Here is a 20,015-nt window from a genome sequence, read left to right on the forward strand (position 1 = left end):
GCCGTGGGAGCGGCGCGGGACGCACCGGCGATCAGCTGGAGCTCGAACACGAGCTGGAGCTGGAGCTGGAGCACGAACTGGAACTCGAACACGAGCTGGAGCTGGAGCACGAGCTGGTTCCGGAGCTCGAACACGAGCCGGAGCTCGAACACGAGCCGGAACCGCCGCCGCAGCCGCCGGAACCCCCTCCGCAACCGCCGGAACCGCCCCCTCCGCAGGAGTCGGCGCCCGCGCACCACACGGCGGCCACGGCGAGCGCGTCCGGCTCCGAGGAGGCCGAGGACGCAGAAGACGCAGGGTGCCGCTGCCCCGGCCCCGGACGCCCTCCCCGCCGGGGCCCGCCGAGACGGGCGGCGGCGAGGAGCTGCTCCCTGAGCACCGCGTCCGGCAGGGCCCGCGGTCCGTGCAGGGCCACGAGGAGACCGGCGTCCGCCGAGTGCCCGTGCGCGCGCCCGTACGAGGAGCACGCCTCCCGGCCGGCCGGGGTGACCCGCCCGGCGGAGACCGCCCCGCAGACGGCGGCGGCGATCCCGGCGGCGAACAGCACCGGCAGCACCGTGACGACGAACGGCACGGCGGGTCCCGGACCGGCGGCGAGGTCGACGACCGTGAGGAACGCCGAGACCGGGACGAGCAGGAGGGTCGTGAGGCCGAGCGCGAGGCACCACCGCCCCGTGGTGCGCCGCGTCCCCGGGTCCACGAGCAGCCCGCGCGCCGCGAGGCCGTCGCCGATCTCCTGCACCGCCGGGTGCCGCATCGCGGCGAGCCGCAGGTGGTGGAGGGCCCCGTGCGGAGCGGCGGCGTACTCCTGGAGCACCGCGCGCTCCACCGGGTCGTGCGCGACGGGACGGACGACGGACACGACGCCGGGCCCGCCGACCGCGAGCCGGCCGTCCGCCCGGAGGGCGGCGAGGGCGCTGTCGACGACCCTGGCGGGACCGCCGTTGAGGAACGCGGCCTCGTACCGGTCGTGGACGGGACCGCCGGGGCCCCGGCGGGTCCGGACGACCCGGGTGACGACCAGGACGATGCCGGCGACGCCCCCGAGGTAGTGGAGGGCGATCAGGAAGCCCATGCTCATCTCCCCGCGAGGACGTGGCGGACGGTCCGGACGAGCCGTGCGACGGGACCGGGCCGGCGGCTGCCGGAACGGTCCTGCCACCATGCGGTGAGCCGCTGCCGCGCCACGGGGTCCTCCGGCCGGCCGGCGGCCAGCAGGTGCTCGGCGAAGCCGAGCGCGTCCCTGCGGTAGTTCCCGGTCATCGGGCGGGACCTGGCGTACGCCAGGAACGCGGGCCGGAACCCGTCGCCCAGGATCTCCGGCAGCTCCGGCGCGACCTTCGCGACCACCCCGGCCCGCTTGGCCGCGAGTGCCCGGCTCTGCACTCCGAGCCGCCGGCTGTCGAACCCCTCGGGCGCGGGCGTCCCGGCGACCAGCGCCGAGAGCAGGGACGCCTGGGCGAGACCGACCCGCTGACGGGCGTTCGCGCCGGGGACGGCCTCCCGCGCGGGGACGGCCTCCCGCGCGGAAGCGGAAGCGGAAGCGGAGGCGGAGGCGGACGCGGGTACGGAGGCGGACGCGGTCCGGGGCAGGGGAACGGGCACGGGCGCCGGCACGGACACCGGAGGGGCCGCCGGGGCGGCTCCCGGCATCGGCCCGCCGGAGAGGCGCGCGCCGGCTCCGACGAGCAGGGGCCGCGCGGTCGCCGGGGGCCTTCCGGCGCCCGCCTCCCGGCGGGCGGCCGCCTCGGCCACCGTCCGGCGGACCACCGCCAGCTCTCCGGCCAGTTCCCCGGCCGGCGGGAAGTCGTCGTCCCGCTCCAGGAGCACTCCCGGCGGCGAGACCCGGGACACGAGGTCGGCGAGCACGTCGAGGACCGGGCGCGGCACGGGATGGGCGTGGGTGTCGTGCCACACGCCGTCCCGTTCGACGCCGCCCGCCACGTGGACGTACGCGATGGCCTCGACGGGCAGTCCGGACAGGGCCCGCGCCGGGTCCTCGCCCCGGTTGACGCGGTTGGTGTGCAGGTTGGCGACGTCGACGAGGAGCCGTACCCCCGTGCGCTCCACCAGCTCCGCGAGGAACTGCCCCTCCGTCAGTTCCTCCCCGGGCCAGGACAGCAGGGCGGCGATGTTCTCCAGGGCGAGGGGCACGGGCAGCGCGTCCTGCGCGGCGCGCACGTTCTCGCAGAGCACGTCGAGCGCGTCCCACGTGCGGGGCACGGGCAGCAGGTGGCCCGCTTCGAGCGCCGGGGTCGCGGTGAGCGGCCCCCCGGCCCGTACGAACGCGATGTGCTCCGTGACCAGCGGCGCCCCCAGGGCCAGCGCCTTCTCCCCGAGCGCCGCGAGCCGTGCCGGGTCGGGCCGGTCCGCACCCCCGAGCCCGAGCGAGACGCCGTGCGGCACGACCGTGACGCCCCGCCGCCGCAGCCGGACCAGGGAGTCGGGCAGGTGGCCGGCGCAGATGTTCTCCGCGACGACCTCCACCCAGTCGAGACCGGGCAGTCCCTCCACCGCCTCCGCGATCTCGGGACGCCAGCCGATGCCGATGCCGAGTTCCGTCATGTCCCCCATGGCCCCCGTGTCCCCTTCCTTCGGTCCTCAGTTCTCCGGTGATGGCCCACGCGGGAACGTCCGAACCCCCGGGGGGACACGTTCAGAGGTTCCCTTGAGGTTCCCGGACCTCCGGGCCGGGGAACGCCGACACCACGGTCGCCGACCCCGGCGCGATCTCCGTGAAGCCCGCGTCGCGGACCACCGGGAGGCCGCTCGCCGTGAGGGCGGCCCACTTCTCCGGCGGGGCGGTCCGCACGGCGAGCGGGAAGCCCGCCCTCCGCCACGCCTCGCGCTCGGCGTCCGCCATGGCCCACCAGAGGAGCTGGGCACCGTGCCCGGCCTGCGCCATCGACTTGCCGGCCGACATGCCGAGGTCCGGGTTGAACCACAGCACCGCCGCCCCCTCCGGTACGGGGCCGGGGGCGGCCGGGTCGTCGAGGTCGGTGCCCGAGACCTGGAGGCGGGCCAGGTCCTTGGGCCAGCCGTCGAGCGGGACCGGCGGGAAGACCCGTACCTCCGCCTCCGCGCCGGTGACCGTGATCCCGGGGAGCGCGCACGCCCGGCGCCACTCCGCCCCGCGCGCCCGGCGCACCACCTTGCGGATCCGGGCGTCCTGCCAGTCGGTCATGGCCCGCGCCCACGCGCCCCCGCCGAGGGAGCGGTCGTCGGTCAGGATCTCCAGGACGGCCCGTGCCGCCGTCTCCAGGGCGTCGGTGCGGGCCGGGGGCGCGTCGCGCTCGATCCGGACGACCAGGGGGAGGACGAACTGGGGCTTCTCGTCGCGGAGGCCGGCACCGTCACCGGCATCGGTCCGGACATCGGTGTCGGTGTCGGCACCGGCATCGGTCCGGACGTCGGTGTCGGTACCGGAACCGGTACCGGAATCGGTGCGGAGATCGGTTTCGTCGCTGCTCACCCGGCAAGTCTGCCACCGGTGTGACGGCCTTCCTTGTGGGGAGCGGCACTCCGGGGCCAGGATGCCCCTCATGAAGAGCGATCTTTTCTCCGGCGAGCACCTCGCCGAGGCGGCCACCTTTCCCGGGATGACCCTGCAGAACGCCAAGTCGGTCAAGTACGCCGTGAACGGCGAGATGCTCGCCCGCCAGGGCTCCATGATCGCCTTCCGGGGCAACCTCCAGTTCGAGCGCAAGGGCCAGGGCATAGGCGGCCTGCTCAAGCGGGCCGTCACCGGTGAGGGGCTGCCGCTGATGGCCGTGCGCGGCCAGGGCGAGGCGTGGTTCGCCCACGAGGCGCAGAACTGCTTCGTCGTCGAGATCGAGCAGGGGGAGGCGTTCACGGTCAACGGCCGCAACGTCCTCTGCTTCGACGCCACCCTCCAGTACGAGATCAAGACCGTGAAGGGCGCCGGCATGACCGGCGGCGGCCTCTTCAACTCGGTCTTCTCCGGTTACGGCAAGATCGCCCTGATCTGCGAGGGCAGCCCGATCGTCATCCCCGTCTCGCCGCAGGCCCCGGTGTACGTGGACACGGACGCCGTCGTCGGCTGGAGCGAGCAGCTGCACACCTCGCTGCACCGTTCGCAGTCCATCGGCTCGATGATCCGCGGCGGTTCGGGCGAGGCCGTGCAGCTCAAGCTGGAAGGCCAGGGCTTCGTCGTCGTCCGGCCCAGCGAGGCCACCCCGCAGAAGCCCACGGCCGGTTGAGGCTGGAGGGGGCCGGGCGCCGGCACGGCCCGCGGGGGCCGTGGGTGCTGCGCGGGGTCGACCTCGCCCTGCCCGCCGCCGCCCTCGTCCGGGTCACCGGCGCCAACGGCACCGGGAAGTCCACGCTCCTGCGCCTGCTCGCCGGCGTCGACGCGCCCACCGAGGGACGCGTCACCGGCCGTCCGGCCCGTACCTCGTACGTCCCCGAACGGTTCCCGGCCGCGCTGCCGTTCACGGCCCTCGACTACCTCGTCCGCCTCGGCCGCGTCCAGGGCCTCGGCCCGGCGGAGGCGCGGACCCGGGCGGGGGAGTGGCTGGAGCGGTTCGGGGCGGGCGAGCACGCCCGTACCGGACTCGCGGCGCTGTCGAAGGGGACCGCCCAGAAGGTCGCCGTCGCCCAGGCGTTCCTCGCCGGCCCCGCCCTCCTCGTCCTCGACGAGGCGTGGACCGGCCTTGACACCGGGGCGCGCGGTGCGCTCGACGCCGCCGTCCGCGAACGCCGCGCGGCGGGCGCGACGGTCGTCTTCGTCGACCACGACCCGCGCCGCCTGCGGGGCGAGGCGGACGTGGTGTACGGGGTGGCGGCGGGCCGGGTGGAGCCGGGCCGGGAGCCCGTACGGGAGGACCCGGAGGACCTGGTGCGCGTCACCGCCTCCGGCGGGCGGACGCTCCCCGGCGGCCTCCCGGGCGGCCCGGCCGTCGCGGCCGGACCGGACGGCACCACCGTCCTCACCGTGGGGGCGGCCCACTCCGACGCGCTGCTCGGCGCGCTCCTCGCCGCCTCCTGGCACATCCACAGGCTGGACGCCGGGGCGGGCGCGGAGACGTCCGGGGGAGGGGTCCGGGCATGACGGCGCTGCTGCGGTACCAGACGGGTCTGCTGTTCCGCTCCCAGCGGTGGCTCGGGCCGTTCCTCCTGTACGCGGCCTTCGTCGGCGCCGGCGTCCGGGCGGGCGAGCCCGTGCTCGACGCGCTCGGCTTCACCGCCGCCGCCCTGCTCCCCGTGACCGCCTGGACGGTGCGGACCTGCCTCACCCAGGAGCCGCCCGCCGCGCGGAGCGTGGTCGCGGCGGCCGCCGGCCGGAACCGCGCGCACCTGGCGGCGGTCCTCACCGGGACCGCCTGGCCGGTCCTTTACGGGGTGCTCGCCGTCCTGGGCGTGGCGGGCGCGGGCGACAGGGGCCGCCTCGCCCTTCCCGCCGTCGTCACCACCGGGCTCCTCGCGGCGCTGACCTGCGCCCTCACGGGCGCCGCCGTGGGCACGCTGGCCTCCCGCCCCTTCCTGCCGGCCGCCGGCTGGTCCCTCTCGGCCCTGCTCCTCGGCTCGCTCCTCGCCTTCGTGGTCACCGGGTCCCCGGCGAAGCACGCCATGACGGCCCTGGTCACGGGCGCCCGCACGGCGAGCGCCGATCCGCCCTGGCCCGCCTGCGCGGGCGCCCTGGTCCTGGCGGCGGCGACGGCGGCCCTCTCCTGCCGGGCCACGGCGCGCCTGGAGTGAGGGCGCCGGGGAACGGGGACGGACCCGTCGTGTCCGCGCGGACGGCGGTCGCGCCGAGGACCGGGCGGCGTCCGGGCGAGGGGTGACCGCGTCGGGGGTCAGGCCGTGTCCGCGCGGGCGGCGACCGCGTCGAGGATCAGGCCGAGGGTCGTCTCGAACCGGTCGTCCTCGTCGGCCTCGGCCAGATACGGGGCGACCGCGGCCAGGTGGGGGTAGAGGGCCGGAGAGACGGCCAGGTACTCCCGCCGCCAGGCCATGCGGTCCCCCTCACGGGACCGGCTGTCGAGCGCGGCGACGGCGGCCTCGTGGGAGGAGAGCGCCAGGGCCGTGTCGACGAGCGAGCGGTAGTAGCGGGCCGCGTCCCGCTCGCCGAAGCCCGCCTCGCGGAGCGCGCCGATGACCACGTCCGCGCCCCGGAACTCCGCCGAGCGCCGGGAGACCCGGGTGGCGGCGGACAGGGCGACCTGGGGATGGGCGAGGCAGGCCGCGCGCACGCGCCGCGCCAGCGACTCCAGCGTCCGCCGCCAGTCTCCGGCGGGCGCGAAGCCGTCCAGGGCCTCCTCGATCAGCCGCTCGGCGAGCCCGAGCAGGATCTCGTCCTTGCCGGTGAAGTGCCGGAGCACGGAGGTGTGGTTCGCCCCCAGTTCGTTCCCGAGCCGGCGCAGCGTCAGGGCGTCGGCCCCCTCGCGCTCCACCAGGGCGAGCGCGCCGTCCAGGATGAGCTTCCGGTTCAGGGTGGTGGACGGCGGGCGGCCACGGCGGGCTTTCTCCCGGGGCTCGCCCTGACCTGCGGATTCCGTCATGAACGCCATCCTATCGGCCGTCACCCGGGCTTCCCCGGCGCGCGCGGGGCGGCGAGGGGGCCCGCGCGCCGGGCCGTTCGCCCGCGGAGGCCCGCGACGTCGAGCCCGCCCGCGGGGCCCCGCGCCGGGCCGTTCAGCCGCGCGCGTCCAGCCAGGAGACGAGCGCGGTGAGGGCGGCCACGGTCTCGGCGTCCCGCTCCAGGTCGTCGGCGGTGGGCCAGGCGCTGGTCTTCACCACCACCGCGTCCGCCACGGGGTCGATCCAGAGGAACTGTCCGTGGATGCCCAGCCCCGTGAAGGCGCGGTGCTCGCCGCCCAGCGTCCACCACTGGTTCGCGTACCCGTAGTGGGCGGGGAGGCCGTCGCCCAGCGCTCCGACCTCCAGGTGCGGCAGCCCCGTCCCCCGGCCGCGTTCGACCCACGCCGCCGGGACGACCTGCCGCCCGTCCCGCTCTCCGCCGCGGGCCAGCAGCAGTCCGAGCCGTGCCAGGTCCCGGACCGTCGCGTTGAACGACCCGCCGCCGAGCGCGACGCGCGGACGCCCCCGGGTCAGGAAGTAGTAGGCGTCGTTCTCCGCCCCGGCCGGGTCCCACAGGCGCCGGGCCGCGTAACGGGCCAGCGGCTCGCCCGTCGCCGCTTCGAGCACCTGGCCCAGGACCTGGGTGTCGAGCGTGGAGTAGTTGAACGCGGTCCCCGGCGTGGCGGCGCGCGGCAGCGAGCGGATGACGTCCAGGACCGACCCGCCCCCGGTCACCGCCCGCTCGAAGCGGTTGATCGGCGCGTCGGGGTCGGTGTAGTCCTCGACGCCGCCGACGCCGCTGCACATGTCGAGGAGGTGGCCGACCGTCGTTCCGTCGTAGGCGGAACCGGCCAGCGCGGGGAGGCGGGAGGCCACCTGGTCGTCCAGGTCGAGCGCGCCCTCCTCCCGCGCGATGCCCACCAGGACCGACGTCACCGACTTCGTCAGGGAGAACAGCTGGAACCGCGTGTCCGGCGAGGCGAAGAGCCCCGGGTACGCCTCGTGGACCAGGGCGCCGCGGTGGACCACCGCGAACCCGGTCGTGTGCGTGCGGCGGTGCAGCTCGTCCAGGGTCCGCCACCGTCCGCCGAACGCGTAGCCGAACCCCTCCAGGGCCCTTTCCCGCCGGGCGAGGGGCCGGGGGCGGGCGGAGCGCGGCACGGTGTCGACGGGCATCAGCGCCGACATGTGCGTGAACGTCCACTCGTTGACGGGCCGGCTCGTCGCCACGGTCCCCTGGTTGCGCCACAGCCAGGCCGCCCCGGCGGCCAGGCCCGCGCCCGCGACCGCCGCGCCGGTGAGTCCTCGCGCCCCGAGTGCCATGTCCGCCTCCGTCTTCTCGTGGTCCCTCTTTTATGAACCAGTGGTGACAGCGATGGTGTCACCACTGGTTCATAAAGGCAACGCGGGGGGCCGGTGCCCGCCCGGATCATCCCCTCATCAGGTCCGACACCTTCACGAAGCGGTAGCCGCGGGCGCGCAGCTCCGGGACGATCCGGCGGACGGCCCGCTCGGTGGCGGGGGCGGCGCTGCGCGTGCAGTGCATGACCACGAGCGAACCGGGCCGCACCCCGTCGAGCACCTGCGCGGCCACGGCGTCCGCGTCCTCGGCGAAGGCGTCGCCGCTGACCACGTCCCACTGGACCGCCGTGACCCCGACGGGTCCCAGGGCGCGCAGGGCCGCGTCGTCGTAGCAGCCGCCGGGGAAGCGGAAGTACGGGACGACGTGGACGGCCCCGGCCTTCCGGAAGGCGTCGAACGCGCGCCGCACGTCGGCCGCCATGGCGGGTCCGGGGACGGTGGGCAGGCCGTAGCAGGGGGACGAGAAGGCGTGGTGGCTGTACGAGTGGTTGGCGATCTCGAAGCGGGGGTCGCCGCCGATCGACCTGGCCTGGTCCGGGTACTCCTCCGCCCAGCGGCCCGTCATGAAGACGGTCGCGTCCACCTTCAGGCGGCGCAGGGTGGCGATCAGCTCCGGGTTGTCGAACCGCTCGCCGCGCGCCGCCCGGGGACCCTGATCGGCCGTCATGTCGGCGTCGAAGGTGAGCGCCACGACCTTCTCGGCGCTCCTGGGGGAGTGCGCGGCCCGGCGCGCGTAGACGGGGGCGCGCCCGCCGGGGCCGGGTGCCATGGTGGGCGGGGCCGCGCGGCGGGCGGCCTCCGGCCCCGGCCCCGTCGCCGCCCCGGGACCCGGCTTGGGTCCGGCGGTGGCGCTCGCGGAGGAGGGGGCCCCGGCCGCCGCCGGGGTGGTCGGAGCCTTCGGGGAGACGCCCTCCCCGCAGCCGACGAGAACGACCCCGAGGAGGCCGAGGATCGCCGCTTTTCGTACAGGAGTGTTCACGATCGGAAGTTATCCGATCAAAGTAATAAATGCCTGCGACGCGACAGCGAGAACGCCCCGGTCCACCGGGAGGCGGAGGGGGGCGTCGGCCGGACGGCGCCGCTCACGAGGCCAGCAGGCGCCTCCGGCTCTCCTCCGCGTCGAAGTCCCCCGGCGGATACTTCGGGTCCAGCTCCTCCAGGTGTTCGAGGAGCAGCTTGCTGACGGCCCAGTTCCGGTACCACTTGCGGTCCGCCGGGACGACGTACCAGGGGGCCGTGTCCGTCGAGCAGCGTTCCAGCGCCAGCTCGTAGGCCCTGCGGTACGCGGGCCACAGGGCCCTCTCCTCGATGTCGCCCGTGCTGAACTTCCAGTGCTTGTCGGGGTCGTCGAGCCGTTCGAGGAGACGGGCGCGCTGCTCCTCGTACGAGAGGTGCAGGAAGACCTTCACCACCGTGACCCCGTCGTCCGCGAGGGACTCCTCGAAGCGGTTGATCAGGCCGTAGCGCCGCTTGATCTCGGAGCGGGTCGCCAGGTCGTGCACGCGCGGTACGAGAACGTCCTCGTAGTGCGAGCGGTCGAAGATGCCGATCTCGCCCGGCCCGGGGAGGGCCTTCTCGATCCGCCAGAGGAAGGGGTGCGCCCTCTCCTCCGGCGTCGGGGCCTTGAAGGCGCGGACCCGGCAGCCGGACGGGTTGAGGAAGCCGATCACGTGCTTGACCGTGCCGCCCTTGCCGCTGGTGTCCATGCCCTGCAGGACCAGGAGCACGCGGCGCCGGTCCCCGGCGGTGCTCGACGCGTACAGGCGCTCCTGGAGGCCGGCCAGGCGCGGGCCCAGGGCCGCGGTGGCCGCCGTGCCGTCCGCCTTGCGCGCGGGGCCGGCCGGGATGCCGCGGGGGTCGTACGAGGAGAGGTCGATCCGCTCGCCCCCGGGGACGCGCAGGACCTCGCGCAGGACCGGCTCCCGCTCCCCGCCCGCGCGCTCCTTCCCGGGCCGCTCCTTCCCGGTGGTCCCCTTCCGGGACTCCTTCTTCCCGGTGTCCTTCCCGCCGTTCTTCTTCGTCATCGGGCTCCCCTTCCGTGGCGCCGGTCGCCTTCCCCCGATCCTGCGCCGCAACCGGACCGCCCGCGAACGGGGTCCGGGCGGGCTCCGGGGGCGGCCGGGCCGTCTCCGGGAAGGGCGGGCGCCCCGCGCACGCGGAACGCCCACCCGGTGCGGAAACGATTCAGCGCCAGGGGCCCGTCACCGCGAACGTCGTTCCCGGCGTGTAGCAGTTGACGTACATCGTGCTCCGGTCCGGGGAGAAGGTGACCCCCGCGAACTCGCCCCACTCCGGCTCCTCGGCGGTGCCGATGTTCTGCCTCCCCCGGGCGACCGGGTAGACCTCGCCCCGCTCGCTCACCCCGTAGACGTGCTGCGCGCCCCCGCCGTCCTCGCAGACCATCAGGCCCCCGGACGGCGCCAGGCAGATGTTGTCCGGCGACTCGCCCGGCAACCGGACGTCGGTGTCGGGGCCGAAGACCACGACCAGGGTCAGCCGCCGCCGGTGCGGCTCGTACTTCCACACCTGGCCGAAGTGCGTGGCCGCCGAGCCGTCCTTGGCCCGCGCGAAGGACGACACGAAGTAGACGGCCCGGCCGCCCCAGTAGCAGCCCTCCAGCTTCTGCGCGTGCGTGATGCCCTTCGGCCCGAAGTCCTGGAACCGGATGGGCGTTCCGGAGGCCAGCGGGTCCGGTACGGGGACCCACTCGACGCCCTCGAAGCGGGCGCCGGTCTCCTGGATCACGGAGAGGTCGGGGACGTCCGGGACCCGCATCGCCTCCAGGACGCCGCCCGCGCGCAGCGAGCCCGTGCCGCCGAGCGGCTTGTGGGGCAGGAAGCGGTAGAAGAGCCCGAAGGGGCGGTCGAAGGCGTCCTCCGTCTCGTACACGATGCCGCTGCGCGGATCGACGGCGATCGCCTCGTGCTGGAAGCGGCCCATGGCGGTGAGCGGGACGGCGCCCGTGCGGTGCGGGTCGGCACCGTCCACCTCGAAGATGAAGCCGTGGTCCTTGGTGTAGCCCTTCGTGCCGGCCCGGTCCTCGGTCTCCTCGCAGGTCAGCCAGGTGTTCCAGGGCGTGGGCCCGCCCGCGCAGTTGACGGCCGTGCCCGCGATGGCGACCCGTTCGCCGAGGACGTTGTTCCGGCCGTCGAGTTCGAGGGCCGTGCAGCCGCCCTTGGCCGCCGGGTCGTACGTGAGCCCGGGGACGGTCGGGACGCCGATCTTCCCGGTGGTCTTGTTCTCGTGGTTGCGGACCAGGTGCACCCGGCCCCGGCGGCCGGGGAAGGCGGCCATGCCGTCGTGGTTGCTGGGCACGGGGCCCTCGCCCGAGCGGAGCGGGTCGCCCTGCCGGGAGAGGACCTTGTAGCGGAAGCCGGCCGGCAGGTCGAGGAGACCGTCGGGGTCGGGGACGAGGGGGCCGTAGCCTCCCCGAGGCGGGTGAGCGCCGGGCACGGCCGGGGCGCCGTGGCCCCCGGGCGCGGCCGAGGCGCTCGCGGCGAAGAGTTCGGAGAGGGCGCCCGTGAAGGCGATCCCGGCGACGGACGCGCCGGTGCGGGACAGGATCTGACGTCGTGTTGCGGACATGTGGCAACAGCTCCCCTGCTGGCGGACAGGATGTGACGCTCCGCGCACGCCTCGTGGTGCTCGTGTGACGTGCGACCCGCATGTGTGTATCACGCACTGTGGTGGCGCGTGAACCATGCGGGCCGCGACGGCCCCGCGCGGCGCGGAACCCGTCCCCGGCCGGGGAGGGATCAGGCCAGTTCGGCGGTGAGCGTGATGGTGGTGCCCGAGAGCGCCTGGCTGACCGGGCAGTTCTTCTTCGCGTCCTCCGCGACGGACCGGAACTCCTCCGCGCTCATGCCCGGGACCTCGCCGCGCACGGTCAGGTGGATGCCGGTGATGCCCTCGCCCGGCTGGAAGGTGACGTCCGCCTTGGTCTCCAGGCGGGTCGGCGCGTTGCCGGCCTTGGCCAGGCCGTTGGAGAAGGCCATCGAGAAGCAGGAGGAGTGCGCGGCGGCGATCAGCTCCTCGGGGCTGGTCTTCCCGTTCGGCTCCTCGGACCGCGCGGGCCAGGAGACGTCGTACGAGCCGAGGCCGGAGGAGTCGAGGGTGACGGTGCCGGAGCCCTTGAGGAGGTCGCCCTGCCAGACGGTGTGGGCGTGACGCACGGTGGCCATGGTGGATCCCTTTCGATCGGATACGGCCCCCAAGCTACTGCGCGACGAGCCCCTTCGCGTCGCGGGCGAGCGCGGTGAGCCGCGAGATCGCCCGGAAGTACTTCTTGCGGTACCCGCCGTTCAGCATCTCGTCGCTGAACAGCCGGTCGAACGGGAGGCCGGAGGCGAGGACGGGTATCTCGCGGTCGTAGAGCCGGTCGGCCAGGACGACGAGCCGCAGTGCGGTCGACTGGTCGGGCACGGGCCGCACGTCGGTGAGGCAGACGGCCGTCAGGTCGTCGGTCAGGGCGCCGTACCGGCTCGGGTGGACCCTGGCCAGGTGCGCCAGCAGGTGCGGGAAGTCGTCCAGGGAGGCGCCCGGCGTGGCGTACGCGGTCTCCGTGACGGTCTGGTCGGAGTACGGCGCCGGGGCCTCGGGCAGGCCCCGGTGGCGGTAGTCCTCGCCGTCGATCCGCAGCGGCCGGAAGTGGGCGGAGAGCCCCTGGATCTCGCGGAGGAAGTCGGCGGCGGCGAAACGGCCCTCGCCGAGCTTGCCGGGGAGCGTGTTGGAGGTGGCGGCGAGCGCCACGCCCGCCTCGACCAGCTTGCCGAGGAGGCTGGAGACGAGGACGGTGTCGCCCGGGTCGTCCAGCTCGAACTCGTCGATGCAGAGGAGCCGGTGCCCGCTCAGGGTCTTCACGGTCTGCTGGAACCCGAGCGCGCCGACCAGGTTGGTCAGCTCCACGAAGGTGCCGAACGCCTTCAGGGCCGGCTCGGCGGGGGTGGCGTGCCAGAGCGAGGCCAGGAGGTGGGTCTTGCCGACGCCGTACCCGCCGTCCAGGTAGACCCCGCGCGGCCCGGTGGGGGCGGTGGGCTTCCGCGCGAACCAGCGGCGCTTCCCGGCGCCGGAGGCGTGCGCTCCGCCCAGCCCCTCCGCGAAGGCGCTCAGGACCTCGACGGCCCGCGTCTGGCTGGGCTGGTTCGGGTCCGGGACGTACGTGTCGAAGCGCACGGAGTCGAAGCGCGGCGGCGGCACCATCTCCGCGACGAGGCGCTCGGCGGGGACGCGGGGCTCCCGGGAGCAGAGCGAGAGCGGGGCCGCTGCGGAGGAGACGGCTTCGGTGAGGGCACGGGTCGACACAGTTCCCCACTGTAAGCGCCGTGTCAGACTGCCTGACATGCGACGCCTGTTTCCTGTGACGGACACGACAGCCGGACCCGCCCGAGGGGCCGCGACGGACCCGGCGGCCGCGCCGGTCCGGGAGGCCGCGGCGGCCGTACCCGCCCGAGAGACCGCGGCGGAGGACGGCGACTGGTCCCTCGACGCGCTCGCCGACGCCTACGCCTACCCGGAGGGCGACGCCCCCTGGCTGCGGGCCAACATGGTCTCCTCGCTCGACGGCGCCGGCCAGCACGAGGGGCGTTCCCAGCCGCTCTCCTCCGAGACGGACATGAGGATCTTCGGCACCCTGCGCGGGCTCGCCGACGTGATCGTGGTGGGTGCGGAAACGGTACGCCTGGAGGGGTACCGCCCCGCCCGCGCGCGGGAGGCGTTCGCGGACCGCCGGGCCGCCGCCGGTCAGGGCCCCGCCCCGGTGATCGCCGTGGTCAGCGCCTCCCTCGACCTGGACTTCTCGCTGCCCCTCTTCACGGCCCCGTCGGTGCCGACCCTGGTCCTCACCGGGACCGGCGCGCCCGCCGACCGGGTGCGGGAGGCCCGGAAGGCGGGGGCGGAGGTGCTGTTCGCGGGCGACGGCTCCCGGGTGGAGCCGGCCCGCGCGCTCGCCACGCTCGCGGAACGCGGGCTCCGGCGCCAGCTCACCGAGGGCGGGCCCCGGCTGCTCGGCCAGTTCGTGGCGGCGGGGGTCCTGGACGAGCTGTGCCTGACGATCTCCCCGACCATGACGGCGGGCGACGCCCAACGGATCGCCGGGGGGCCCTCGGTGGCCGTCCCGACACGCTTCCGGGTGGCTTCCGTACTGGAGCGGGACGGCTTCCTCTTCACCCGCTACCTTCGGATCTGACAATCAGCGGAATTTGCCGTTCCGCTTCCCGTCCGCTGGGCACACTTATGTCGCAGACCCCGTGCGAACACGGGGAAGGATGGTTTCCGCAGAAGGGCTCCCGAGGTGTTCACAAGCGTTCTGATGATCGAGAAACCGCTGACGTCCGTGGACGTGGAATTCGTCACCACGCTCCACGGCGACGAGGTCGTCTCCTTCATCGTTCTGATGCAGCCGCGCGGTGACCAGGCCGATGTACTGCTGCGCGCCGTCGACGACGTCGCCCTGGGCGAACTGAAGGAGGCGACCCGCGAGGGCGACGAACCGGAGGGCGAGGAGGCCCGCCCTCCCGCGGAACACGCCCTGGAACTGTCGCTCCGGGCGCTGCGGGACGCCGGCTGCGAGGCGGTCGGCCAGGTCGTCGAGGACCACCCGCTCGACACGATGAAGGCGGTGGTCGAGGAGGCGGCGGCGGACGAGGTGATCGTCCTCACCGCCCCGCACTACGTGGAGGAGTTCTTCCACCGCGACTGGGCCTCCCGGGCCCGCCACAAGGTCGGCGTCCCGGTGCTGAAGCTCTTCGCCCACAGCGAGTAGCCGGCGGAGGGCCGGGCCCGCGCTCCGTGCGGGGCGCGGGGCCGTGCCCGTGCCTCGCCGGGCCCGGCCGCCCCGAACCACTAGGCTGAAGGCTTCCACGTACGCCACCCACCCGGGGAGAGATCCGCATGGCACCCGCCATTCCCGCCGCCATGGAACGGCCGCACTTCATCGGCATCGGCGGTGCCGGGATGTCGGGCATCGCGAAGATCCTCGCCCAGCGCGGCGCCAAGGTCGCGGGCAGCGACTCCAGGGAGTCCCCGACCGCCGAGGCCCTGCGCGCCCTCGGCGTCACCGTGCACATCGGCCACGCCGCCGGGCACCTGGCCGACGACGCCTCCGCCGTGGTCGTCTCCAGCGCCATCCGCGCCGACAACCCCGAGCTGGCCCGCGCCGCCGAGCTGGGCATTCCCGTCGTGCACCGCTCCGACGCGCTCGCCTCCCTCATGGACGGCCTGCGCGCGATCGCGGTCGCCGGCACGCACGGCAAGACCACCACCACGTCCATGCTGGCCGTCGCCCTCGACCACCTCGGCCTCGACCCCTCGTACGCCATCGGCGGCGACCTGGCGGGCCCCGGCACCAACGCCCGGCACGGCGCCGGCGAGGTCTTCGTCGCGGAGGCCGACGAGAGCGACCGCAGCTTCCAGAAGTACGACCCCGAGGTCGCGATCGTCCTCAACGTCGAGCTGGACCACCACGCGAACTACGCCTCCCTGGACGAGATCTACGAGTCCTTCGAGGCGTTCGCCGCCAAGATCCGCCCCGGCGGCACCCTCGTCGTCGGCGAACACGCGGGCGCCCGCGAGCTGGCCCGCCGGGTCGCGGACCGCGAGGGCCTGGAGATCGTCACGGTCGGCGAGTCCGAGGACTCCGACGCCCGCATCCTGCGGATCGCCCCGAACGGCATGAAGAGCGAGGTGACCGTCGCCCTCGACGGCGCCGAGCACACCTTCACCGTCTCCGTCCCCGGCCGCCACTACGCCCACAACGCCGCCGCCGCGCTCGCCGCCGGCGCCCGCGCCGGCATCGACCCGGCCGGCCTCGCGCAGGCCCTCACCGCCTACACCGGCGTCGGCCGCCGCCTCCAGCTCAAGGGCGAGGCCCGGGGCGTCCAGGTCATCGACTCGTACGCGCACCACCCCACCGAGATGACCGCCGACCTGGAGGCCATGCGCGGCGCGGCCGGGGACTCCCGCCTGCTCGTCGTCTTCCAGCCGCACCTCTTCTCCCGCACCCAGGAGCTGGGCGTGGAGATGGGCCAGGCGCTGGCCCTCGCGGACGCCTCCGTCGTCCTCGACGTCTACCCGGCCCGCGAGGACCCGATCCCGGGCGTCACCAGCGAGCTGATCGTCGAGGCCGCCCGGAAGGCCGGCGCCGACGTGACGCCCGTCCACAACAAGGGTGCCGTGCCGGAGATCGTCGAGGGAATGGCGGGCCCCGGCGATCTCGTTCTCACCATGGGCGCGGGCGACGTCACGGACCTCGGCCCGCGCATCCTGGACCACCTGTCGAAGTAGCGCGAAGCAGCAGAGGGAGCGAGCTCATGGCGTACGACGTCGAGAAGCCGGACGAGCAGTGGCGCGCGGAGCTGACCCCGGAGGAGTACCAGGTGCTGCGCCGCGCGGGCACCGAACCCGCCTTCCGCGGTGAGTACACCGACACCACCACCAGGGGCGTCTACTCCTGCCGGGCGTGCGGCGCGGAGCTGTTCACGTCGAACGAGAAGTTCCCCTCGCACTGCGGCTGGCCGTCCTTCTACGACCCGAAGGACTCCGACGCGGTCGAGCTGATCGAGGACCGGTCCCACGGCATGGTCCGCACCGAGGTCCGCTGCGCCCGCTGCGGCTCGCACCTGGGCCACGTCTTCGAGGGCGAGGGCTACCCGACCCCCACGGACCAGCGGTACTGCATCAACTCGATCTCGCTGCGGCTGGAGCCGGCGGAGGGCTGAGCGGGCCCGGGAGCCCGGAGAGGCGGGGGCGGGGGCGGGACGAGTTCAGACCGTCCCGTCCCCGCCCCTCCGCCGTTTGCCGGTCCGGCAACTTCGCGTGCCCTTCCGGCACGGCTCCGGGCACCATCGTCGCAGTGGCCCGCGCACCGGGGCGGGCCGTACGGCCCGGGGTGCGGCACCGCGGGCACGGCACCACGAGCGACGGGAGGCGTCCGATGGCGGGACACCACGAGCACGGCCGGAACGGCACGCACGACGAGCGGGCGGTCGCCGCGATGTTCGAGCCGGCGGGCTGGGACGAGCGGTACGCGGGGCAGGAGAGGTTCTGGAGCGGCGAGCCCAACCCGCAACTCGTCGCCGTCGCCGATGATCTCGCTCCCGGGACCGCGCTCGACGTCGGGTGCGGGGAGGGCGGCGACGTCGTCTGGCTGGCCGGACGGGGCTGGCGCGTGACCGGCGCCGACTTCTCGGCCGAGGGCCTCGCCCGGGCCGCCCGCCACGTCGAGCGGGCCGGTGTGGCCGACCGCGTCGACTGGTGGCGGACCGACGCCCGGACCTTCGACGCCGACGGACGCGCGTACGACCTGGTCACCAGCCACTACCTGCACGCCCCCGACGGCGGCATGGTCGGGGTGACCCGCCGCCTCGCCGCGGCCGTCGCCCCGGGCGGGCTGCTCCTGGTCGTCGGCCACACGCCGTCCCCCGCGTTCGCGCACCTCTCCGAGAGCCACCGCAAGGCAATGTTCCTGGCGGCGGAGCTCCTCCCCGGCCTGCCGGACGACTTCGAGCCCGTCGTCGTGGAGCAGCGCGTCCGCACGCTCAAGCGGGACGACGGCCCGGTGGAGGCCGAGGACTCGGTCCTGCTGGCCCGCCGGGCGGTGCGCTGAACCCGCTCCTCAGGACCCCGTTCCGGCGGTCCCGCCCACGACCGTGAGCAGGTCCACGACGAAGACCAGCGTCGAGCCCGCCGGGATCAGCGGAGAGGGCGACTGCCTGCCGTAACCGAGGCGCGGGGGAACGACGATCTCGCGCCGGCCGCCGACCCTCATCCCCCTCACCCCCCGGTCCAGGCCCTTGACGGCCTTGCCGCCGCCCACGGCGAACTTGAACGGCCGGTCCTCCTCCCAGGAGGAGTCGAACTCCTTCCCGGAGGCGAACGCGACCCCCACGTAGTGGACCCGGACGACCCTGCCCGGCCGCGCCTCGGGCCCGTCCCCGACCACCAGGTCCCGGACGGTCAGCTCGGTGGGCGGGTCGCCCTCCGGGGCCTCGACCACGGGCTTCGTCGGTTCGCTCATCGCGGTCCCCTCGCACGGACGGCCGCACGGACCTCCCGTACGGCAGACGTTCACGCTACCGGCAGCGTCCGTGCCCGGCGCCGGCCGGGAGAGCGGCCGGCGGCCGAGGACGCGCCCCGCTCAGTGGACGGAGAAACCGCCGTCCACGAAGAGGGAGTGCCCCGTGACGTACGCGGAGGCCGCGCTCGCCAGGAAGACGGCGGCGCCCGCGAAGTCGCCGGGCAGCCCGTTGCGGCCGGTCAGCGTGCGGGCGGCGAGCGCGGCGACCTTCTCCGGGTCGGAGGAGAGGCGCCGGTTGAGCGGGGTCATCACGAACCCCGGGACCAGGGTGTTGACCGTGACCCCGTGCGGCGACCACGCCTCCGCCTGCGAACGGGCCAGCGACTCCAGGGCGCCCTTCGACACCCCGTACGCCCCGCTCTGCACGAACGCGCGGTGCGCCTGCTGGGAGGTCACGTGGATGATCCGCCCGAAGCCGCGTTCGGCCATCCCGGGCCCGAACCGCTGGCCAAGGAGGAACGGCGCCTCCAGGTTCACCGTCATCGTCGCGTCCCAGACCTCCTCGCCCAGCTCGCCCAGCGGCGGGCGGAGGTTGATGCCCGCCGAGTTCACCAGGACGTCCGGCTCCCCGAACACGGCCGCCGCCGCCTCGGCCCCGGCCCTGATCCCCTCCCGGGTGCTCAGGTCCGCGCTCACCCAGGCCGCCCGGCAGCCGTCGGCCGTCAGCTCGTCCACGGTCGCGACGAGCTCGGCCTCCTTGCGCGCGAGCACCACCACCTTCGCCCCGGCCCGCGCCAGGGCCCCGGCGACGGCCCGGCCGATGCCCGAACTGCCTCCCGTGACGAGGGCGGTGCGCCCGTCGAGGGAGAAGAGGCCGGAGAGGTAGTCGGCCGGGGTCGTGCTCATGGTGGTGCTCCTCGCGCGTCGTACGGTGTTCAGGCCAGCCGGGTCAGGAAGGCGGACCAGGCGGCGGGGGAGAGGGCGAGCTGCGGACCGGTGACGTTCTTGGAGTCGCGGACGTGGACGGTGGAGGGGCAGGAGGCGACCTCTACGCAGTCGCCGTCCCCACCACTGCTGTAGCTGGACTTGTGCCAGGAGAGGGCTACTTCGACGCAGTTGTCGCCGCTGCCGCTGCTGTAGCTGCTCTTGAACCAGGCCAGGTCTGTGGTGCTCATAGTGCTCCTCGGATCTCCCGCAGCAGGCTCACGGAGTCCTCCACGGACAGAGCCTGTGCCCGCATCCTGGCATATCGCTGTTGGAGAGTGCTGACCACTTTGGGGTCCGAGATCATGTGGCCGGTCTCCTGACCTTCGGAGTAGGCGTGCCACGCGTTCTCCGGGGTTTCCAGGAGGCACAGGGGGCCGCCGAGACCTGCGTGGTAACCCCGTGATTGCGGCATGACCTGGATGTCGATGTTGCGCCGCTCGCACAGGTCAAGGATGTGGTCGACCTGCTCGCGCATGGCCTCCGGAGCACACAGTCGGCGGCGCAGCGCGTGCTCCTCGATGATGAAGCTGTAGATCGTGTGGGGACGCTCTGTGAGGATCTTCGTCCGTTCCATGCGCGCCGTCAGATGGGACTCGATCTGGTCGTCACCCATCGCCGGGATCTGTTCTTCGAAGAGCGTCCGGGCGTACGCAGGCGTCTGGAGCAGGCCGGGAACGAACCGGCTCTCGAAGGTGTACAGGGTCACGGCCAGGGCTTCCAGCTCCGCCCACTTCTCGAACCACCGGGCCAGTCCCGCCTTGCGCGTCAGGTGCTTGGCCGCCGCCCGGACGACCCCGAACGCGTCCAACACCTCCTCCGAGCGGTCCACGAACGTCTTCGACGGCAGGCGCCGCCCCTGTTCGATCGAGGCGGCCATCGGCACCGAGTACCCCACCATCGGCGCGAACTGCTCCTGCGTGAGGCCCGCCCGTTTGCGCAGAACCTTGAGGACTTCCCCGAACGCCTTCAGACTCTCCGACGCCTCCGGTTCACTCCCCCTCGGAGCCCTGATTACGCCATCCGTCGCGTCATCCGGAAACCCACCCGTCACCCGGCCACCTCCCGCACCCGTGCACTCGTACTGAACGCTTCCATGCTCACGGCTAGTCACCAA

Annotated in this window: 22 protein-coding genes; 8 read left to right on the top strand and 14 right to left on the bottom strand. The window is 74.3% G+C overall.

All coding sequences use genetic code 11. The features are described 5' to 3' along the window. Positions 1 to 31: 31 nt before the first annotated feature. The 3 genes from ACZ6AQ_RS07705 to ACZ6AQ_RS07715 form a co-directional block, all read right to left on the bottom strand. Complete coding sequence (locus ACZ6AQ_RS07705; RefSeq protein WP_468758266.1) at positions 32 to 1,075, bottom strand: TIGR04222 domain-containing membrane protein; 1,044 nt, start codon at positions 1,073 to 1,075, stop codon at positions 32 to 34. Positions 1,076 to 1,077: 2 nt separating this feature from the next. Beyond that, the gene (locus tag ACZ6AQ_RS07710) at positions 1,078 to 2,574 is read right to left on the bottom strand and encodes an MbnB/TglH/ChrH family RiPP precursor modification enzyme (RefSeq protein WP_468758267.1); all 1,497 of its coding nucleotides are present in this window, start codon (positions 2,572 to 2,574) and stop codon (positions 1,078 to 1,080) included. Between the two features lie 82 nt (positions 2,575 to 2,656). Continuing rightward, complete coding sequence (locus ACZ6AQ_RS07715; RefSeq protein WP_468758570.1) at positions 2,657 to 3,310, bottom strand: aminoacyl-tRNA hydrolase; 654 nt, start codon at positions 3,308 to 3,310, stop codon at positions 2,657 to 2,659. A 232-nt stretch (positions 3,311 to 3,542) separates the two neighbouring features. Here ACZ6AQ_RS07715 and ACZ6AQ_RS07720 point away from each other — a divergent pair, with 232 nt between their 5' ends. Genes ACZ6AQ_RS07720 through ACZ6AQ_RS07730 form a run of 3 tightly spaced genes read left to right on the top strand, consistent with a single transcriptional unit; the run spans position 3,543 to position 5,718 of the window. Beyond that, complete coding sequence (locus ACZ6AQ_RS07720; RefSeq protein WP_388696693.1) at positions 3,543 to 4,220, top strand: AIM24 family protein; 678 nt, start codon at positions 3,543 to 3,545, stop codon at positions 4,218 to 4,220. Further along, positions 4,217 to 5,071 carry an ABC transporter ATP-binding protein gene (locus ACZ6AQ_RS07725; protein ID WP_468758269.1) on the top strand — a complete coding sequence of 285 codons (855 nt, stop codon included), beginning with the start codon at positions 4,217 to 4,219 and terminating at the stop codon, positions 5,069 to 5,071. Before ACZ6AQ_RS07720 ends, ACZ6AQ_RS07725 begins: the two co-directional genes overlap by 4 nt. Then, positions 5,068 to 5,718 (top strand): ABC transporter, encoded by a 651-nt coding sequence (locus ACZ6AQ_RS07730; protein WP_468758271.1) that lies wholly within the window; start codon positions 5,068 to 5,070, stop codon positions 5,716 to 5,718. The genes ACZ6AQ_RS07725 and ACZ6AQ_RS07730 overlap by 4 nt, the downstream gene beginning before the upstream one ends. A gap of 98 nt (positions 5,719 to 5,816) precedes the next feature. Here the strand turns inward: ACZ6AQ_RS07730 and ACZ6AQ_RS07735 are convergent, their stop codons facing one another. The 7 genes from ACZ6AQ_RS07735 to zapE all read right to left on the bottom strand — a co-directional run bounded on the left by ACZ6AQ_RS07735 (position 5,817) and on the right by zapE (position 13,203). Continuing rightward, on the bottom strand, positions 5,817 to 6,521 hold the full coding sequence (locus tag ACZ6AQ_RS07735) for a TetR/AcrR family transcriptional regulator (RefSeq protein WP_468758273.1): 705 nt from the start codon (positions 6,519 to 6,521) through the stop codon (positions 5,817 to 5,819). Positions 6,522 to 6,654: 133 nt separating this feature from the next. Next, entirely contained in the window at positions 6,655 to 7,863 is a 1,209-nt protein-coding gene (locus tag ACZ6AQ_RS07740; RefSeq protein WP_468758274.1) for a serine hydrolase domain-containing protein, read from the bottom strand. A gap of 106 nt (positions 7,864 to 7,969) precedes the next feature. Continuing rightward, the gene (locus tag ACZ6AQ_RS07745; protein WP_468758571.1) at positions 7,970 to 8,884 is read right to left on the bottom strand and encodes a polysaccharide deacetylase family protein; all 915 of its coding nucleotides are present in this window, start codon (positions 8,882 to 8,884) and stop codon (positions 7,970 to 7,972) included. 100 nt (positions 8,885 to 8,984) lie between these two features. Then, entirely contained in the window at positions 8,985 to 9,926 is a 942-nt protein-coding gene (locus ACZ6AQ_RS07750) for a PPK2 family polyphosphate kinase (RefSeq protein ID WP_468758276.1), read from the bottom strand. A 160-nt stretch (positions 9,927 to 10,086) separates the two neighbouring features. Continuing rightward, positions 10,087 to 11,487 (bottom strand): alkaline phosphatase PhoX, encoded by a 1,401-nt coding sequence (locus ACZ6AQ_RS07755; RefSeq protein ID WP_468758278.1) that lies wholly within the window; start codon positions 11,485 to 11,487, stop codon positions 10,087 to 10,089. Between the two features lie 170 nt (positions 11,488 to 11,657). Beyond that, positions 11,658 to 12,083, bottom strand: coding sequence for an OsmC family protein (locus ACZ6AQ_RS07760; RefSeq protein ID WP_388696716.1), 426 nt, complete (start codon positions 12,081 to 12,083; stop codon positions 11,658 to 11,660). Positions 12,084 to 12,117: 34 nt separating this feature from the next. Next, positions 12,118 to 13,203 (bottom strand): cell division protein ZapE, encoded by a 1,086-nt coding sequence (gene zapE / locus ACZ6AQ_RS07765; RefSeq protein WP_468758279.1) that lies wholly within the window; start codon positions 13,201 to 13,203, stop codon positions 12,118 to 12,120. A 37-nt stretch (positions 13,204 to 13,240) separates the two neighbouring features. Between zapE and ACZ6AQ_RS07770 the strand changes: the two genes are divergently transcribed. The 5 genes from ACZ6AQ_RS07770 to ACZ6AQ_RS07790 all read left to right on the top strand — a co-directional run bounded on the left by ACZ6AQ_RS07770 (position 13,241) and on the right by ACZ6AQ_RS07790 (position 17,503). Beyond that, positions 13,241 to 14,086 carry a pyrimidine reductase family protein gene (locus ACZ6AQ_RS07770; protein WP_468758281.1) on the top strand — a complete coding sequence of 282 codons (846 nt, stop codon included), beginning with the start codon at positions 13,241 to 13,243 and terminating at the stop codon, positions 14,084 to 14,086. Between the two features lie 105 nt (positions 14,087 to 14,191). Further along, entirely contained in the window at positions 14,192 to 14,662 is a 471-nt protein-coding gene (locus tag ACZ6AQ_RS07775; protein WP_468758282.1) for an indole-3-glycerol phosphate synthase, read from the top strand. A 128-nt stretch (positions 14,663 to 14,790) separates the two neighbouring features. Then, positions 14,791 to 16,182, top strand: a complete 1,392-nt coding sequence (murC, locus tag ACZ6AQ_RS07780) for a UDP-N-acetylmuramate--L-alanine ligase (protein ID WP_468758283.1) — start codon at positions 14,791 to 14,793, stop codon at positions 16,180 to 16,182. 26 nt (positions 16,183 to 16,208) lie between these two features. Further along, entirely contained in the window at positions 16,209 to 16,616 is a 408-nt protein-coding gene (msrB, locus tag ACZ6AQ_RS07785; protein ID WP_468758285.1) for a peptide-methionine (R)-S-oxide reductase MsrB, read from the top strand. Positions 16,617 to 16,831: 215 nt separating this feature from the next. After that, positions 16,832 to 17,503: a class I SAM-dependent methyltransferase gene (locus tag ACZ6AQ_RS07790; RefSeq protein ID WP_468758286.1), complete on the top strand. Its 672-nt coding sequence runs from the start codon at positions 16,832 to 16,834 to the stop codon at positions 17,501 to 17,503. Between the two features lie 9 nt (positions 17,504 to 17,512). On the opposite strand, the gene ACZ6AQ_RS07795 is transcribed toward ACZ6AQ_RS07790, so the two are convergent. The 4 genes from ACZ6AQ_RS07795 to ACZ6AQ_RS07810 form a co-directional block, all read right to left on the bottom strand. Further along, positions 17,513 to 17,914, bottom strand: a complete 402-nt coding sequence (locus tag ACZ6AQ_RS07795) for an FKBP-type peptidyl-prolyl cis-trans isomerase (RefSeq protein WP_468758287.1) — start codon at positions 17,912 to 17,914, stop codon at positions 17,513 to 17,515. Positions 17,915 to 18,034: 120 nt separating this feature from the next. Next, positions 18,035 to 18,820, bottom strand: coding sequence for an SDR family NAD(P)-dependent oxidoreductase (locus tag ACZ6AQ_RS07800; RefSeq protein WP_468758289.1), 786 nt, complete (start codon positions 18,818 to 18,820; stop codon positions 18,035 to 18,037). Between the two features lie 29 nt (positions 18,821 to 18,849). Further along, entirely contained in the window at positions 18,850 to 19,089 is a 240-nt protein-coding gene (locus ACZ6AQ_RS07805) for a DUF397 domain-containing protein (RefSeq protein WP_468758290.1), read from the bottom strand. Continuing rightward, positions 19,086 to 19,952 (bottom strand): helix-turn-helix domain-containing protein, encoded by an 867-nt coding sequence (locus ACZ6AQ_RS07810; RefSeq protein WP_468758573.1) that lies wholly within the window; start codon positions 19,950 to 19,952, stop codon positions 19,086 to 19,088. The genes ACZ6AQ_RS07805 and ACZ6AQ_RS07810 overlap by 4 nt, the downstream gene beginning before the upstream one ends. Between the last annotated feature and the right edge of the window lie 63 nt (positions 19,953 to 20,015).

The organism is Streptomyces sp. NPDC041191, assembly GCF_055591945.1.